14 protein-coding genes are annotated in these 13,770 nt (G+C 60.6%); 6 read left to right on the top strand and 8 right to left on the bottom strand.

Features of this window, described 5'->3' with window-relative positions:
- The first annotated feature begins 44 nt into the window (after positions 1-44).
- Both K3759_RS02110 and K3759_RS02105 read left to right on the top strand, forming a co-directional pair.
- Positions 45-749, top strand: a complete 705-nt coding sequence (locus K3759_RS02110; protein WP_259984090.1) for a glycosyltransferase — start codon at positions 45-47, stop codon at positions 747-749.
- Positions 750-802: 53 nt separating this feature from the next.
- The gene (locus tag K3759_RS02105; protein ID WP_259984088.1) at positions 803-1,555 is read left to right on the top strand and encodes a glycosyltransferase family 25 protein; all 753 of its coding nucleotides are present in this window, start codon (positions 803-805) and stop codon (positions 1,553-1,555) included.
- A gap of 7 nt (positions 1,556-1,562) precedes the next feature.
- On the opposite strand, the gene K3759_RS02100 is transcribed toward K3759_RS02105, so the two are convergent.
- From K3759_RS02100 to K3759_RS02085, 4 genes are all read right to left on the bottom strand, one after another.
- Positions 1,563-2,216, bottom strand: a complete 654-nt coding sequence (locus K3759_RS02100) for a peroxiredoxin (protein WP_259984087.1) — start codon at positions 2,214-2,216, stop codon at positions 1,563-1,565.
- A 180-nt stretch (positions 2,217-2,396) separates the two neighbouring features.
- The gene (locus K3759_RS02095; RefSeq protein WP_259984086.1) at positions 2,397-3,044 is read right to left on the bottom strand and encodes an RluA family pseudouridine synthase; all 648 of its coding nucleotides are present in this window, start codon (positions 3,042-3,044) and stop codon (positions 2,397-2,399) included.
- A gap of 48 nt (positions 3,045-3,092) precedes the next feature.
- Positions 3,093-3,551, bottom strand: a complete 459-nt coding sequence (locus K3759_RS02090) for a GAF domain-containing protein (RefSeq protein WP_259984085.1) — start codon at positions 3,549-3,551, stop codon at positions 3,093-3,095.
- 72 nt (positions 3,552-3,623) lie between these two features.
- Positions 3,624-4,796 (bottom strand): acetyl-CoA C-acyltransferase, encoded by a 1,173-nt coding sequence (locus K3759_RS02085; RefSeq protein ID WP_259984084.1) that lies wholly within the window; start codon positions 4,794-4,796, stop codon positions 3,624-3,626.
- An 87-nt stretch (positions 4,797-4,883) separates the two neighbouring features.
- Between K3759_RS02085 and K3759_RS02080 the strand changes: the two genes are divergently transcribed.
- The 3 genes from K3759_RS02080 to ggt all read left to right on the top strand — a co-directional run bounded on the left by K3759_RS02080 (position 4,884) and on the right by ggt (position 7,498).
- Positions 4,884-5,222 carry an STAS domain-containing protein gene (locus K3759_RS02080; protein ID WP_259985538.1) on the top strand — a complete coding sequence of 113 codons (339 nt, stop codon included), beginning with the start codon at positions 4,884-4,886 and terminating at the stop codon, positions 5,220-5,222.
- A 4-nt stretch (positions 5,223-5,226) separates the two neighbouring features.
- The gene (locus tag K3759_RS02075) at positions 5,227-5,694 is read left to right on the top strand and encodes an ATP-binding protein (protein ID WP_259984082.1); all 468 of its coding nucleotides are present in this window, start codon (positions 5,227-5,229) and stop codon (positions 5,692-5,694) included.
- 226 nt (positions 5,695-5,920) lie between these two features.
- A complete protein-coding gene (gene ggt / locus K3759_RS02070) occupies positions 5,921-7,498 on the top strand; it encodes a gamma-glutamyltransferase (protein WP_259984080.1) in 1,578 nt (525 codons plus the stop codon).
- A 37-nt stretch (positions 7,499-7,535) separates the two neighbouring features.
- On the opposite strand, the gene hspQ is transcribed toward ggt, so the two are convergent.
- Positions 7,536-7,862 (bottom strand): heat shock protein HspQ, encoded by a 327-nt coding sequence (gene hspQ / locus K3759_RS02065; protein WP_067261750.1) that lies wholly within the window; start codon positions 7,860-7,862, stop codon positions 7,536-7,538.
- Positions 7,863-8,167: 305 nt separating this feature from the next.
- Here hspQ and K3759_RS02060 point away from each other — a divergent pair, with 305 nt between their 5' ends.
- On the top strand, positions 8,168-8,758 hold the full coding sequence (locus K3759_RS02060) for a lytic transglycosylase (RefSeq protein WP_259984079.1): 591 nt from the start codon (positions 8,168-8,170) through the stop codon (positions 8,756-8,758).
- 74 nt (positions 8,759-8,832) lie between these two features.
- Here K3759_RS02060 and K3759_RS02055 read toward each other — a convergent pair whose 3' ends face one another.
- The 3 genes from K3759_RS02055 to K3759_RS02045 form a co-directional block, all read right to left on the bottom strand.
- A complete protein-coding gene (locus K3759_RS02055; protein WP_259984078.1) occupies positions 8,833-9,438 on the bottom strand; it encodes an outer membrane lipoprotein carrier protein LolA in 606 nt (201 codons plus the stop codon).
- Positions 9,439-9,617: 179 nt separating this feature from the next.
- Positions 9,618-12,530 (bottom strand): DNA translocase FtsK, encoded by a 2,913-nt coding sequence (locus tag K3759_RS02050; RefSeq protein WP_259984076.1) that lies wholly within the window; start codon positions 12,528-12,530, stop codon positions 9,618-9,620.
- A 12-nt stretch (positions 12,531-12,542) separates the two neighbouring features.
- Positions 12,543-13,727, bottom strand: coding sequence for an aminotransferase class I/II-fold pyridoxal phosphate-dependent enzyme (locus tag K3759_RS02045; RefSeq protein WP_259984074.1), 1,185 nt, complete (start codon positions 13,725-13,727; stop codon positions 12,543-12,545).
- Positions 13,728-13,770 lie beyond the last annotated feature (43 nt).

Below are 13,770 nucleotides of genomic sequence, written 5' to 3'. Positions count from 1 at the left end.
CCTTACCGGGGTCCGCAGCTTTCTCCCTCAGGGCAGCGAGAGATATGAGCGCAGAGAAACTGGTAACGATTTGCATCACCATGGGGCTGCGCCCCGATGTCCTGCAACAAACGCTCGAAAGCCTCGGCCCGGACCTGCGCAAGCTGCCCATCATTGGCATCAATGACTTTGGCGATGCCGAAACAAGCGCGGTTTTCGACCGGCTCTGCCCCCATGGGCAACGCATCGATCTGGGCACACAGGTCGGCCACCACCCTGCCGTTGACGCAATGTATGCCAAGGTGCGCACGCCTTATGTCTTTCATATGGAAGACGATTGGGAATTCACCCGCCACGATTTCCTCGACGATGCCCTGCGCCTGCTCGAAGCACATCCCGATGTTTCCTCGGTCTGTTTCCGCGACACCGATAACTTCTTCATCGAAGACGCGGCCCGCGCCCAGATTGTCACCGAAGAATGCGCCGGCATCCCCTATGCACGGATGGATGCGCTCAGCCCCAAATGGTATGGCTATACCTTCAACCCGCATCTGGCCCCCCTCTCCCTCTGGAAAGAGGTCGGCTGCTTCAGTGGTTTCAAGCGCGAGAGCCACATCTCACGCCAGCTGCGGAAACAGGGTAAATTCACGGCCTTCCTGAAACCCGGTGCTTGCCAGCACATCGGGTTTGTCAGCGTCGCCCACAAACCGCCTTCGGCCTTCAAACGGTTCAAGAATTGGCTCCGCGGTCGGCCAACCCCCAACGTTTAAAAAGAAATATGCTATCGACAGCCCCAAGAGACGACAGGGATGAGGTCAAAACCATGCTGCCACGCCCCAAGGGTTTCGTCATCAATCTGGCCGCCTCCCCGCAACGGCTCGACAGCGCAAAGGCAGAGTTGACAGGCGCGCAAATTGAGCCGATCCGCGTAGATGCCTTCGACGGGCGCGAGATCGACTTGGCCCAGTTCGCCGCCTATGACGACGACAAAGCCCGGCGCTTCATGGGCCGATCCATGACCCAAGGTGAGGTCGGGTGCTATGTTTCCCACCAACGCGCCGCCGCAGCCTTTTTGGAAAGCGGCGATGAGATCGGCTTCGTTTTCGAAGACGACATCGCCCTGCAGCCTGAGTTCAAAACCGCAATTCCACAGGTGATAGAATGGCTTTGCGGCCGCGAAGATTGGCACTGCGTGAACTTGGGCGCAACGCGCTTGAAGATCACCAGCCCCGTGGCCAAGGTCGCAGGCATTGAGGTGCTCCGCGCCCACTATTTCCCCATGCTCGCCCACGCGCTGATCTGGAACCGCGCTGGAGCAAATGCCTTCCTTGCCGCCTCTGAGCCTATTTTCTGCCCCGCAGACAATATGTTAAGGCAAGTCCTCACACGTTCTGACATGGGGCTGGCAACCGCCCAAAGCCTCGTGACCGCTGGCCAGTTCGACAGTGATATTTCCGCCCGTTCAAGCGGAAATCGGGGACAGTTCCGTCGGTCGCCGCTCTATGGTCTGCGCAAACAGCGCCGCTTGCTGCATGAAAAAGCGATGGCCTTCGCGCATAAGCTCGGCCATCGCTAACAGCGCATCAACCCGGCAACCTAGCCTTACGCAGATAGGGCAAAACAGTATCAAACGCCCCGAACTTCGCCTTGGCATCCTCATCCGACACAGTCGCAGGAATGATCACATCCTCGCCAACCTGCCAATCCGCAGGCGTCGCCACACCGTTCTTCCCGGCGGTCTGCAACCCATCCAACGCACGCAGTACCTCGGCAAAGTTACGGCCCACGTTCATCGGATAGGTCATACTCAGCTTGAGCTGCTTATCCGGCCCAATGATAAAGACCGACCGCACCGTAGCGCTGTCATTCGGCGTGCGGCCATCGGGCATATAGGCTTCTGCAGGTAGCATATCAAAGGCCTTCGACACCTCCAGCCCGGCATCCGCGATGATCGGGAAACCAGCCTTGGTGCCTGCAACCTTCTCAATATCGCCCTTCCATTTCTTATGCTCTTCAACCCCATCGACACTGACGCCAATCACCTTCGTGCCGCGCTTCTCCCATTCATCGGAAAGCCGCGCCACGGCACCGAACTCGGTCGTGCAAACGGGAGTAAAATCCTTCGGATGGGAAAACAAAATCGCCCAGCTGTCACCGACGAAGTCATGCAGCGAAAAACTGCCCTGATCGGTTTCAACTGTAAGATCGGGAATAGTGTCGTTGATACGCAAGCCCATGATATCCTCCGGGTCAATCTGTGAACAGATAGGCTAGAGGTAAGCGCAAACCTTGCCGGTTTCACCCCCTCGCGGGCGACAAAGCGAAACTTCACCGCAGCCCCCCCCTTCCCCTTCATCCTTTCTTAAATACCGATCCCGCACCCACCTCACATCGAAACGCTGGGCACGGAGCGCCCTTCAGAACGGCGCCTTCGCCCGTACCTTGGTCGATGTCCCGCCCTGCGGATGGTTAAACCGCAATTCCTCACTATGCAGCATCAACCGCGGAAAATCCCGCGCAGGCCCGGTAGCATAGAAAGGGTCGCCCAAGATCGGATGCCCAAGCGCCAGCATATGCACGCGAAGCTGGTGGCTGCGTCCGGTCTTGGGGAACAGCCGAACGCGGGAGGTTTCTCCATCAGTCTTGAGCATCTTCCAATCTGTTTGTGCGGGTTTGCCCGTTTCATGGCAGACCTTTTGCAAGGGCCGATTGGGCCAATCAACGATCAACGGCAGATCGACCGTGCCGGACTTCTCTTCCGGCACACCCCAGACCCTTGCGACGTAGGTTTTCCGCGTCATGCGTTTTTCGAACTGCAGGCCAAGGTGGCGCTGCGCATGGGGCGTCATGGCAAAGATCATCACGCCCGAGGTGTCACGGTCCAACCGATGCACAAGCAGCGCTTCGGGAAAGACCGCCTGCACCCGCGCGATCAGGCAATCGGCCAAATGCTCGCCCTTGCCCGGCACGCTGAGCAGCCCCGCGGGTTTATCGACCAGCAGCACTTCGGCGTCTTCATGCAGAATGACCAGCGGGTCCTGCGGCGGGTTATATTCGCTATCCATGGCTTCCCCTCGCAGATGACGCCCCGCGGATCAAGCAGGGCGCGGCCTTTAGGCGACTGCGGCGAAACTGTCTTTGAGGATCACCGACAGCTTATCGGCATCCGCTTGGGTGAAGGCGTTTGGCTGGTCGCTGTCGATGTCAAAAACCCCCAGCAGCTCCCCCGCCCCGTTCCAGACCGGCAGCACCAGTTCCGAGCGTGTCGAAGAGGCGCAGGCGATATGGCCCGGAAAGGCGTCGACATCCTCGACCAATTGCACCTCGCCGGTGCGCGCCGCGGCCCCGCAGACCCCACGCGAAAATGGGATCACCAGACAACCGTGCCCGCCCTGATAGGGGCCGATCTTCAACAATTCAGGCGCGGTCACCCGGTAAAAGCCCGTCCAATCAAAACGGTCATCGGATTGATGCACTTCGCAAGCGATGGTGGCCATCAAGGCCACGGCGTCATCTTCGCCGTCGGTCAGGGCGGCGATGGTTTTGGCAAGGGTTTGGTAGTCGACTGTCATGGTGAAACTCTTATTTCAGACGGGAAAAGGGAGGCGACCCGCCCCCCTTCTGGTTCCTGAATGATCCGTAAATCAGGGACGCTCAATCGCGATGGCGGTGCCTTCGCCGCCACCAATGCAAATCGCCGCGATACCGCGCTTCAACCCGCGCTTTTCCAGCGCGTTCAACAGGGTCACCATGATCCGCGCGCCGGAGGCGCCGATCGGGTGGCCAAGCGCACAGGCGCCGCCGTTGACGTTCACGATATCATGCGAGAGGTCCATTTCATGCATGAAAGCCAGCGGCACCACGGCGAAGGCCTCATTGACCTCCCAAAGATCAACGTCCTCTTTCTTCCAGCCAATCCGCTCCAGCAGTTTTTGCGCTGCGGGCACGGGGGCGGTGGTGAAAAGCCCCGGCGCTTGGGCATGGCTGGTGTGGCCCACGATCCGTGCACGGATGTTCAGACCCTTGGCATTGGCGCTGTCCTCATCCGCTAGAACCAAGGCCGCCGCCCCGTCTGAGATCGAAGATGAGTTTGCCGCCGTCACCGTGCCGCCCTCGCGGAACGCGGGTTTCAGTTGCGGGATCTTCTCGGGTCGGGCGCTGGCGGGCTGTTCATCGGCGCTGACCGTGGTGCTGCCTTTGCGCGAAGTCACTTCAATGGGGGCAATCTCATCGGCGAAAGCACCACCCTCTTGGGCCTTGATCGCGCGCGACAGCGACGCCAGCGCATAGTCGTCTTGGGTCTCACGGGTGAACTGGAACCGTTCGGCGCAATCCTCGGCGAAGGTGCCCATCAGGCGGCCCTTGTCATAGGCGTCTTCCAAGCCATCAAGGAACATATGGTCGATCACCTGCCCATGCCCCAGCCGCGCGCCGCCGCGCATCTTGGGCAGCACATAGGGCGCATTGGTCATGCTTTCCATGCCGCCCGCGACCATCACATCGGTATGGCCAAGCGCGATTTGGTCAAAGGCCATCATCGCCGCTTTCATGCCCGAGCCGCACATCTTGTTGAGCGTGGTGGCCGGCACCTCTTCGCCCAGACCCGCCTTGAAGCCTGCCTGACGCGCGGGCGCTTGACCCTGCCCTGCGGGCAATACGCAGCCCATCAGCACTTCCTGCACAGCACTCGGGTCCATCGTCCCCAAGGCCGCTTTGATCGCGCTGCCGCCCAATTCAGCAGCCGTAAGCCCTTCGAAAGCTCCCTGAAAGCCGCCCATCGGGGTTCTGGCTGCACCGGTAATCACGACATTGCGCATCACGTCCTCCTAGAGTTGCACCGCATACCACTTGGTAAGGTTTTACGGTTAATCACGTCTCGAACTTCAAAGTCTTGAGGCATGTCTATGGAAGTTTCGGCCAAAACAGAAGACCGCTTTTGCGTGGTCAGCGTGCTGCACGAACGGATCGACGCCGCTGCGGCGTTGGAGTTTAAAGACGCTATGCGCCATGCCACGGCCAGCGCCCCGCCGGTGGTGATCCTTGATCTGCACCGGGTTAATTTCATCGATTCCAGCGGGCTGGGCGCGATCGTGGCGGCAATGAAACATCTGGCACCACAGCGCGCTTTGGTGCTGGCGGGGCTGACCCCGCCGGTGGAAAAGGTCTTCACCCTGACCCGGATGGATACGGTCTTTGGCATCTTCGTCACCTTGGACGCCGCCTTGACCGCGTATCGGGGATAGAACGGTGCGGCGGCCCGCCCCGCGGTCTGCGCTCTCCCCGTTTGAGATCAGCATCCACAGTGGCCCCCATGCCGCGCGGGAGGCGCTGGCGCTTTTGTTGGATGGGCTCACCTGCCTTGCACTGGAGGCTGAGGAGACCTGTGTGGTGCGGTTGGTCGTGGCGGAGATGCTCAATAATATCGTTGAGCACGCCTACCCCGATCCGGATTACCCCGGCCCAATCCACATCGCTTGCCACCATGAACCCGACGGTCTTCATCTTGCCGTTTGGGACGAAGGTCTGCCGATGCCCGACCTGCAAGCGCCCTTGGGCCTGCCACAAGAGATTGACCGTCCGATCTGCGACCTTCCCGAAGGGGGCTTTGGCTGGTTTCTGATCCGAGATCTGGCAAAAGACCTGAGCTACCAACGGCTTGCGCAGGAAAACCGGATAGAGCTGAGGCTGGCGGTGGGCCTGTCTTCACCGGATTAACCTCTGCGGCGGGACGGCACGCATCTTTCGCAAAACGGCCCTGCTGGGATCATATTTGCGCCTTGGTTGACGGCCATAAAGGTACCTGTAGCTGCATATGGCTTCCCTCGGTGCCGTGTTTAATAGCCCCCACCCAGTACGCGGCACCGAGGATCTTTCCCCCCGCATTGGCAGAACTGAAATGACCGTCTAGGGTCACGTTGACGTATATCAGCGAGGGGCAGCAATGCGCGATTTTCACCATCCGGGCCGTTCAACCGTTTTGGCAACCAATGGCATGTGCGCCACTTCGCACCCGCTGGCAGCCCGGGCGGCGGTCGATATCCTTGCGCGCGGGGGCAATGCAATGGACGCAGCCATCGCCGGGGCGGTGCTGCTGGGCATTTGCGAGCCGCAGATGACCGGGATTGGCGGCGATTGCTTTGTGCTCTACTCCCCAGCGGGCAGCGAAGAGGTCCACGCGCTCAACGGCTCTGGCCGTGCGCCTGCTGCGCTAGATGCTGCCAAATTGCGGGACAAGGGCGAGAAGACGGTGCCGCTCCGATCTGCCGATGCGGTGACCATCCCCACCGCCATTGACGCCTTCTGCCACCTGTCTGAGAGCTTGGGCAAGCTGGGGTTGGACGCCCTGCTCGCCCCTGCGATCCACTATGCCGAGGCTGGCGTACCCGTGGCCCCGCGCGTGGCCTTTGACTGGGCCACGGATGGCGGCACCCTGCAGGGGCGCGCGCGGAATCACTTCCTCGTTAACGGCAAAACGCCCCGTGTTGGTGACCTCTTCCGCGCGCCGGGACAGGCCGAAGTGCTGCGTCGGGTGGCCGCGAAGGGGCGCGATGCTTTCTACACTGGAGAGATCGCGGAAGACATGATCGCCACCCTGCAAGCCGCAGGCGGCAGCCACAGCGCCGAGGATTTCGCCAACGCCCGCGCCGAGGTCACGACACCCGTGTCGGGCCACTACAAAGATCTTGAGGTGGTCGAGCATCCGCCCAACGGCCAGGGCGCCACCGCCCTTTTGCTGATGAATATCCTCGATCACTTCGACATCGCCGGAATGGACCCGTTGGGAGCCGAGCGACTTCATATCGAAGCCGAAGCCACTAAGCTTGCCTATGACGCGCGCAATCGCTTTCTAGCCGACCCGGATCACACGACGCGGTTGGACCACATGCTCGCGCCGGAAACAGCCCGCGCCCTCGCCGCGCTGATTGACCCCAAACGCGCCATGGCCGCCGCCGCCCCGATCAGCGAGGCCGTGCACAAAGACACGATCTATATCACCGTGGTGGATGGCGACGGAATGTCGGTGTCGCTCATCTATTCGATCTTCCACGGCTTCGGCTCTGGCATCGCGTCAGACAAGTTCGGCATCCTGCTGCAAAACCGGGGCGCGGGCTTCACGCTGGAAGAGGGTCATCCGAATGAGTTAAAGGGCGGTAAGCGCCCTATGCATACGATTATCCCCGGCATGATCCGCGAGAACGGTCGCGTTACCATGCCCTTTGGGGTGATGGGCGGGGCCTATCAGCCCTGCGGCCACGCGCGCTTTGCCTCAAACCTCACCGATTTCGGCATGGATGTGCAAAGCGCCATTGATGCGCCCCGCGCCTTTGCCGATGGGCAGGTGATGAAGGTCGAGCGCGGCTTTGGCGACGACGTACGCCAGAGCTTGAGCGATATGGGCCACAGGGTCGAAGTGCCTGAGACCGCGATCGGTGGCGCGCAGGCGATCCGCATTCGCGAAGATGGCGTGCTGGAAGGCGCGAGCGATCCGCGCAAGGACGGCTGCGCCTTGGGCTATTGATGAAAACGTCTGGCGGGCTGGCAACGGCCCGCCGGGCTCAGTTCATCTGGAAGTGCAGCGGATAGGCACCGTCGGTGAAGGGGCCAAACAGATCGGGGATGTCGGGGTGATCTACAGGCTCCCCCGAATAATCGGCCACGAGGTTCTGCTCAGACACATAGGCCACATAGTAGCTCTGATCATTCTCGGCCAAGAGATGATAGAAGGGCTGGTCTTTCACCGGGCGGTTCTCTTCGGGGATCGCTTCGTACCATTCTTCGGTATTGGCGAATTCCGGGTCGACGTCAAAAATCACGCCACGGAAGGGATGCTTCTTGTGACGGACAATCTGCCCGAGGTGATATTTTGCGCGCGTTCGTATCATAACATGCTGCCCCTACCCCTCGACGGTAGTCCTTTCAAGGGGCATTTGTCCAATCATGGCAGCGCTTGGCAGGGAAACAGACTGTGAACCTAAGGCCGACAGTACGTTTTACCTTTGTCCTCTATGGGTAAGATCAATGCGCATATCCGACCTTTTCGAAATACCGCCTGCGGGATGCTGCGCTGTCAGCGCATTATCGCCCAGTCCTGCGCGGATTTTCCCAATTTAATGATGTGATGACGGGTCGGAATCGGTTAAACTAGCTGGAAAAACGTACCCATAAAAAAACGAGAGGCGAGAGGCAGATGAGCAAGCATCTTCGCGCAATGATTATCGTGCTGCTGGTAGCGTCCTGCGGCGGCGGCCCTCAAACGGCCCCGCGTGATCTGGATAACGCCTGCACGATTCTTAAAGAGCGCCCTGACTACCTAAGAGCATTCCGCGCGACCGAGCGGAAATGGGGGGTTCCCATCCACGTTCAGATGGCCACCATCCATCAGGAAAGCAAGTTTGTGGCCGATGCCCGGACGCCGTTCAAATATGTGCTGGGCGTGATCCCGATGGGCCGCCAGTCCAGCGCCTTTGGCTATTCTCAGGCTTTGGATGCCACTTGGGATGAATATCTCAAATCTGCAGGCAGCCGCCGCGCCAAACGCGACGAGATTCGCCACGCGAGCGATTTCATGGGCTGGTATATGAACCAAACCCGTGAGCGGAATGGAATCTCGCTGCATGATGCGCGCAATCAATACCTCGCCTATCATGAGGGCCACACCGGCTATGCCCGGCAGAGCTACAACAGCAAAGCGTGGTTGGTCGGGGTCGCGGGTAAGGTCGATTCTCGCGCCAAGCTTTACCAAAACCAGATTGCAGGCTGCCGCCTTCGCGGTTGGTAATTACGGTCTAGCAGCTTAACGCAAAACGCCCCGGCTCATCGAACCGGGGCGTTTTTGGTTTAAGAGGGCGCTGCTTAGCGTTTGCTGCCCGCCCGTGCGCCGCCCGTGTCAAACAGGCTGTTGGAGATATTGCCCCCCACCTGCATGTCACCCAGCACGACGGTTGTGGAACTGCCATTGCCGTCGTTAATGATCCACTGACGCAGCTGCACCGGGTTGCCGGTGAACTTCATCTGGATGTTACCATACTGCGGGTTCGCGGGGTCTTGGGCCGTGACAGTTGTGGCAGTGCCATCATAGCTGTGCCCGGTCACCATTTTCGCACGGCCCAGATTAACGTTGTCCGCCAAGATGATCGACAGCGGGGTGCGCGCCAGCGGATAGGTTTCTGCCGGTTGGTTGGATTTCTTGTCATAGATCACAACCGTATTGGCACCGGCGACGACCAGCCCGGAATCAGGCGCGTTATATTCAAAACGGACCTTGCCGGGGCGTTTGATATAGATCGTACCCGAACTGATCGAGCCATCGTCATTGATCTGAGTAAATTCCCCCTTGGCTGTCCGAAGCTGGTTCAGATAGCCCGAGATTTCGTTCAGCGAAAGTTGCTGCGCCGCCGCCGCGAGGGGGGCGGATACGGCCAAACCAATCGCCAGAATCGCAGAAGTAAGTTTACGCATGTTGTTCGTCCTGTGTTGCCTCACGCTCTGACATAGGGCTGGTTGCGGTGATATTCGATATCAGGGCGCGGTTTTTCGCTATCGTCCCTCACCCGGGCCATAAAAAACACCGCCGGGACAGTGATCCGGGCGGTGTTTTTAAGTTCAACCCCCAAGAGGGGAGGGGGAGATCGCCCCCCCTATGCCTGTTCCGGCACCAGAATTTCGCGCTTGCCGACGTGGTTGGCCGGAGAGACAAGTCCTTCGTCTTCCATCTGCTCCACCAGTCGCGCGGCCTTGTTATAGCCGATCGCCAGTTTCCGCTGGATGTAGGAGGTCGAGCATTTGCGGTCTTTGATGACCACCTGAACGGCGGTGTCATAAAGCGCGTCTTCGCCATCGGTATTGCCGCCAAGACCCAGCACCGCGTCGATGTTGCTTTCCTTATCCTCGGACGGCCCTTCGACCACGCCGCCGACATAGTCCGGCTCACCGAACTGCTTAAGGTGGTTCACGATCTCCTCGACCTCTTCGTCGCTGACGAAGGGGCCATGGCAGCGGGTGATCTTGGCCCCGCCTGCCATATAAAGCATGTCGCCCATGCCCAGCAGTTGCTCAGCACCCATCTCACCCAGAATCGTGCGGCTGTCGATTTTCGAGGTCACTTGGAAGGAAATCCGCGTGGGGAAGTTCGCCTTGATCGTGCCGGTGATGACGTCCACGGAGGGACGCTGCGTGGCCATGATCAGGTGAATGCCGGAGGCGCGCGCCATCTGCGCCAGACGCTGGATGCAGGCTTCGATCTCTTTGCCCGCGACCATCATCAGGTCTGCCATCTCGTCGACGATGACGACGATATAGGGCAGCGCCTCTGGTGTTGTTTCCTCGGTTTCAAAGATCGGCTCGCCGGTGTCATCGTCAAAACCGGTCTGCACGGTGCGGGAGAACATCTCGCCCTTAGCCAACGCTTCGCGGACGCGACCATTGTAGCCTTCGATGTTCCGCACGCCCATCTTGGACATCTTGCGATAGCGCTCTTCCATCTCGCCCACGGTCCATTTCAGCGCGACCACGGCCTTTTTCGGGTCGGTCACAACCGGGGACAGCAGATGCGGGATGCCGTCATAGACCGACAGTTCTAGCATCTTGGGGTCGATCATGATCATCCGGCATTCCTGCGGCGTCAGCTTGTACAGCAGCGACAGGATCATCGTGTTGATCGCCACGGATTTACCCGAACCGGTGGTCCCCGCGATCAGCAGGTGAGGCATCTTCGCAAGGTTGGCGACAACCGGATCGCCGCCGATGTCCTTGCCAAGCGCCAGCGGCAGGCGCTGGTTGCCGTCCCCAAAATCACGGCTCGACAGGATCTCGCGCAGGATCACCTTCTCGCGGTTCTCGTTGGGCAGTTCGATCCCAATCACGCTCCGGCCCGGCACGGTGGAGACACGCGCCGACAGAGCGGCCATGGAGCGCGCGATGTCATCCGCCAGACCGATCACACGGCTGGCTTTAAGGCCCGGCGCAGGCTCAAGTTCATACATTGTGACAACCGGGCCAGGGCGCACGGCAACGATCTCGCCTTTGACGCCATAGTCATCCAGCACGGTTTCCAGCATGCGGGCGTTCTCTTCCAGCGCCTCGTCACTAAGATGCAGGCGTTCCACCCGCTCGGGGCTTTCCAAAAGGCTGAGCGGGGGGAGTTCAAAGCCGGGGTGCGTGTCTTCGAAGGTCAAGGCAGGCTGTGCTTCAACCTGTGCCTGTTTAGACGGCTGGACGACCCTCCGGATCGGCTGCTGGACCACTTTGCGAGGCTCGGCTACGGGGATTTTCATCGCTTCCGGTGCGGGCGCTTGCTGTAGCGGCAGTATTTCGGAGGTGACGGTATCTTCGTAACGCTCGACCATCGGGTCTTGCATCATCGGCTCTTCGACCATCGGCTCCGGTGCTGACTCAGGCTGCACCTGCGGTTTGCGCAGCAGCGGCTCAGAGCGCAATGTGGCAGCGCCTGCGGTCAGCGGCGGCTCGGCCCGCAGGGTGGCAGGCTGGCTGGTGTTCAGCAGTAGCGGGTCCGGGCCACGGCCCCGGCCCTTGGTCAGCGGCGCGGTCGTCGGCGTGTGGATCGCATTGGCATTGCGAACGCGGTTCTTGATCACATCCGCGATCTTGCTCTTGATGCGCTCTTCGCCGGGGGTCTCGTCGACGATGGCGTCGCTATAGGTCTCGATCAGCTCGGGCTCGGGCATACCGGCTTCGGGGCGTTTGATAAGGCCCGGCATCCGTCCAAACAGGCTGCGCGGCTCTGCTTCCGGCTCGGCCATGGGGGTTTGCTGCGCGTAGTAATCCTGACCTGCGTCCTGTGCGGCCCAAGTGTCGGCTTCCTCAGCCTCTTGCCGGCGGCGCTCACGACGCTCGGCCTGACGGGCCGACAGGTTCTGCGCGGCCACAACGGCCCCGCTGGCGCCCCGGCCCAGAAGGGTCATCAACCCAGCATAGGCCATGATCAGACCGACCAGTAGGAACCGCGTGATGCGCATCAACTCGGCCTTGGTGAAGCCCAGCACAAACGCGCCCAGAGCCAAAATCGCCACGCCCATCAGAAGCGACATCAGCTTGACCGTCAGGGTTGAGCCAATGGGCAGGATCGTCAGCAGCGCGCCCATGACGGTATCGCCAAAAAGCCCGCCCAGACCAAAGCTATGGGTCAGCAGCCATTCCTGACCGGGGGCGAGCGTGGCGGCATAGATGGCCCCAAGCGCAACGGCGATGGGGGCAAAGATCAGACGTCCGATGGCACGGTCGTCGCCCTGATGCAGCGCGAAACGCCCACCCCAAAACAGCAGGACGATGGCAATGCCCCAAGCGCCCCAACCAACGATCATAAACAGCGGTGCAGCGATGGAGGCACCGATCCGGCCCATCCAGTTCTGCACCGGCGCATCGGTCGAGACCATCCAGTTGGGATCGTCGGGCGTGTAGCTGCCGATCATCATGGCAGCCATGACGCCCAGCATGATCAGTGCCAGCCCCAGCAGTTCACGACCGCGCTTTTCGATTGCCTCGGCCATGTTGCTGTCTAGCAATGGATCGCGTCCCCGTGTCTGATATGCCATGTCGTCCCTCGCTTATGTCGAATACAGACAGTCGCGGATCGCTTCCAACCCGCGCGTCGTTTCGTCTTTTGGGGCCACCAAAGCGACCCGAATGTAATCCTGACCGGGGTTGGTCCCGGCAACGTTCTGCGCTAGATAGCTGCCGGGCAGCACCCGCACGCCTGTCTCGCGCCACAGTCTCAGCGCCGCGGCCTCATCATCCTCGACCGGGAGCCACAAGAAGAACCCCGCCTCGGGGCTCGCATAGCCCGGCACATTGCCAAAGATACGGTCAGCAATGGCGTATTTCTCTTGGTAGAGCGCGCGGTTCTTTTCCACATGCGCTTCATCTGCCCAAACGGCGGCAGCGGCCTGCTGCAAGGGCAGCGGCAACGGCGCACCGGCGTAATTGCGCAACTGTTTGATCTCACGCATCGTCTCTGGTCCGCTGGCGGCAAAGCCCGAACGCAGTCCCGGCAGGTTGGAGCGCTTCGACAGCGAGTGAAAGATCACCACGCGGTTGCGGTCGGTGCCGAGTTCCTTAACCACCTCCAACGCGCCGGTGGGGGGAGTGTCGCGGTAGATCTCGGAATAGCATTCATCGGCGAAGATCAGGAAATCATATTTCTCGGCCAGCGCGATCAGTTCGGCCCAATAGTCGCGCGAGGCGACAACGCCCTGCGGGTTGGCGGGCGAACAAAGATAGGCCGCCGTGGTGCGGCGCAGCACGTCTTCGGGCAGGCTGGTGAAATCGGGCAGATGGCCGGTCTCAGCCGTGGCAGGCACCATGATCGGCTCCGCCGCGCCTGAGATCGCGCCGATCATATAAACTTGGTAGAACGGGTTCGGCATGAGGATCGCCGACGTCTCGCCGTTCTTGGTCGGCGGGCAGAGCGCGATAACGGCGTTATACAGCCCCTCGCGGGTGCCGTTCAGCGCCATAACCTCGCTGTCGGGGTCCATTTCGACACCATAGCGCCGGTCGATCCATGCGGCGATCGCGCCGCGCAATTCGGGCGAGCCGTCGTTCGGCGGGTATTCGTTGAAACCTTCGGCGTGTTTCGTGATCTCATCCGTGACCCAAGCCGGAAACGCATGTTTCGGTTCGCCAATGGTCATGTGAATAGGCGTACCGCCGCCCTCATGCCCATCAAGCAAGGCGCGCAGGCGCGGCCACACGTGGGCCGGAAGGTTCGAAAACCGCTCGGAATACATCATCAAAACTGCCTCGGATCGGGATCATTCATGCCCCGTTTGCCCC

Source organism: Sulfitobacter sp. W027 (genome assembly GCF_025143985.1).
Classification (GTDB): Bacteria; Pseudomonadota; Alphaproteobacteria; order Rhodobacterales; family Rhodobacteraceae; genus Sulfitobacter.
The sequence above is the reverse complement of the archived record's forward strand: the minus strand, read 5'-3'. Positions and strand labels throughout refer to the sequence as shown.

Excerpts from the sequence above, each read along its gene's own strand:
- K3759_RS02090 (WP_259984085.1), bottom strand. The coding sequence starts at position 3,551 with ATGACAGTCGACTACCAAACCCTTGCCAAAACCATCGCCGCCCTGACC.
- K3759_RS02100 (WP_259984087.1), bottom strand. The coding sequence starts at position 2,216 with ATGGGCTTGCGTATCAACGACACTATTCCCGATCTTACAGTTGAAACC.
- K3759_RS02055 (WP_259984078.1), bottom strand. The coding sequence starts at position 9,438 with ATGCGTAAACTTACTTCTGCGATTCTGGCGATTGGTTTGGCCGTATCC.
- K3759_RS02060 (WP_259984079.1), top strand. The coding sequence starts at position 8,168 with ATGAGCAAGCATCTTCGCGCAATGATTATCGTGCTGCTGGTAGCGTCC.
- K3759_RS02050 (WP_259984076.1), bottom strand. The coding sequence starts at position 12,530 with ATGGCATATCAGACACGGGGACGCGATCCATTGCTAGACAGCAACATG.
- K3759_RS02105 (WP_259984088.1), top strand. The coding sequence starts at position 803 with ATGCTGCCACGCCCCAAGGGTTTCGTCATCAATCTGGCCGCCTCCCCG.
- K3759_RS02095 (WP_259984086.1), bottom strand. The coding sequence starts at position 3,044 with ATGGATAGCGAATATAACCCGCCGCAGGACCCGCTGGTCATTCTGCAT.
- K3759_RS02080 (WP_259985538.1), top strand. The coding sequence starts at position 4,884 with ATGGAAGTTTCGGCCAAAACAGAAGACCGCTTTTGCGTGGTCAGCGTG.
- K3759_RS02085 (WP_259984084.1), bottom strand. The coding sequence starts at position 4,796 with ATGCGCAATGTCGTGATTACCGGTGCAGCCAGAACCCCGATGGGCGGC.
- K3759_RS02110 (WP_259984090.1), top strand. The coding sequence starts at position 45 with ATGAGCGCAGAGAAACTGGTAACGATTTGCATCACCATGGGGCTGCGC.
- hspQ (WP_067261750.1), bottom strand. The coding sequence starts at position 7,862 with ATGATACGAACGCGCGCAAAATATCACCTCGGGCAGATTGTCCGTCAC.
- K3759_RS02045 (WP_259984074.1), bottom strand. The coding sequence starts at position 13,727 with ATGATGTATTCCGAGCGGTTTTCGAACCTTCCGGCCCACGTGTGGCCG.
- ggt (WP_259984080.1), top strand. The coding sequence starts at position 5,921 with ATGCGCGATTTTCACCATCCGGGCCGTTCAACCGTTTTGGCAACCAAT.